The organism is Campylobacter sp. BCW_6873 (assembly GCF_001762365.1).
Taxonomy (GTDB): Bacteria; Campylobacterota; Campylobacteria; order Campylobacterales; family Campylobacteraceae; genus Campylobacter_D; species Campylobacter_D jejuni.
In genome coordinates, this window is sequence record NZ_MJWS01000112.1 from 1 (window position 1) to 1,598 (window position 1,598).

Here is a 1,598-nt window from a genome sequence, read left to right on the forward strand (position 1 = left end):
CTATTATTGTCTAGTTATCTCTTTTTCAGGTTGTGTTTTTTCCATAGATTTAAAAGCTTTAAGTTTATTATGAAAATCAATGAAATTTAATTGTTTTTTGACTTCATCAAGCCCTTTATTTAAAAAAATGTCATTGAAATCACTTATTCCTTGTTCTGCTTCTTGATTGCTGATTTTTGGAATAATAACTTTAATATCTGAAAATTTTTGTTGAATTTCTTTTGCAGTTTCCACCCCGACATTAGAAAGTCCTTTTAATTCTCTTTTTTTATCATTATCGGCTATTAAGGTAATAGGAGTGTTTTGAAATTTGTTTTTTAGGGTTTCAACGATTTTTGATAAGTTTCCAGCATCTATACCCATTATTACAGGCTTATTGAGTGCTTTGTATATAGTTGCAGCAGTAGCAAAGCCTTCTGCTATGATAAATTCTTTGCAATATTCTAGGTTTTTTGCACCTATTAGGTGAAAACATCCAGATTTTTTTGCAGAATATTCAATGCCTTGCTCTTTTTCTTCTTTAGTTTTAATTACACCAATAATTTTATCACCATTTGGGAATATTCTTTGCACAGACCATAATTTGCCATTTTCATCTTTTAAGGGAATAAGTAAAGAACCTTTGTTATCCTGCTTAAGATAAAAGTTTTCACTAAAACCTTTTTTCTTTAAATAAGGATGATTTGAATGAGCCCAATTAGCTTGATTATATTCTTCTTCAATTTTTAATGCTGTTTTTTGCTGAAGCTCTAAAATGTCTTGTTTCGTATTATTGCTTGTAGAATTATGTAATCTTTTTTGACTAGGAGTTTGATAACTTACAATGTTTTGTTTTGCATTTTCTAAAGGCATTTTCCAATTTTCTTTAATACCTGTTTTAAAATTTTGAATAAAACCAGCGGGGTATTTATCTAAAAATCCACTATAAGCTCCACTCATTTCTCTGCCTTTATCTGTTGTTGTTTTTACTCTGTGGATTTTGCCATCCATGATAGGTGAACCATCAATAATTAAACCTTGATTTTCTAAAGCAGATTTAAAAGTAGTTAAAACTTCATTTTCATCAAATGAAAATTCTTTATTTTGGTGCGGATAAAACCATTGTGAGAAAATATTTTTATCTAAGCTTTTTGGAGCAAACCATTTTTTTTCTTTATCATCCCACATTGCCCCTAATGATTTTACTTTTTCTTTGTCTTTAAATGGAACATAAAGATAAATTCTTTTTTGTGGCATCGTATATCCTTTTAGTTTCCTTTAATATTAAAACACACATTGAAAGAGTTTTACAAGTCAATTTTAAACTTAAGGATAAATTATCAATTATTGAAAATTTACCCCATCAAATTTTAATTTCAAATTCGCAAAAAAATAACTTAGGAATAAAGAACAATATTTTAGGAAATAATTTTATATTAGGCGATAAATTTATCTCTTATCAAAACAAAATAGCGATCTATATAAAGGATATTTCATATCAAGAAGCGGTTAAATTTATGCCCAATGGAACCAAACACGATGATTTAAAAAATAGTATAATGTTTTTAACAAATAATGAATTTTGTGTTGATTTATATCTTAAAATCAACTATTCTTCA

General features: G+C 27.3%; 1 protein-coding gene and 1 pseudogene. One reads left to right on the plus strand and one right to left on the minus strand.

Annotated elements, in window-relative coordinates; all coding sequences use genetic code 11:
- Positions 1–3: 3 nt before the first annotated feature.
- Complete coding sequence (locus tag AJ932_RS09925) at positions 4–1,236, minus strand: DUF5710 domain-containing protein (RefSeq protein WP_070261061.1); 1,233 nt, start codon at positions 1,234–1,236, stop codon at positions 4–6.
- A 29-nt stretch (positions 1,237–1,265) separates the two neighbouring features.
- On the opposite strand from AJ932_RS09925, the pseudogene AJ932_RS09930 reads away from it, so the two are divergent.
- Positions 1,266–1,598: pseudogene (locus tag AJ932_RS09930) on the plus strand (type VI secretion system baseplate subunit TssG); the annotation flags it as partial.

Coding starts and splice junctions, on each gene's coding strand:
- AJ932_RS09925 (WP_070261061.1), bottom strand. CDS start 1,236: ATGCCACAAAAAAGAATTTATCTTTATGTTCCATTTAAAGACAAAGAA.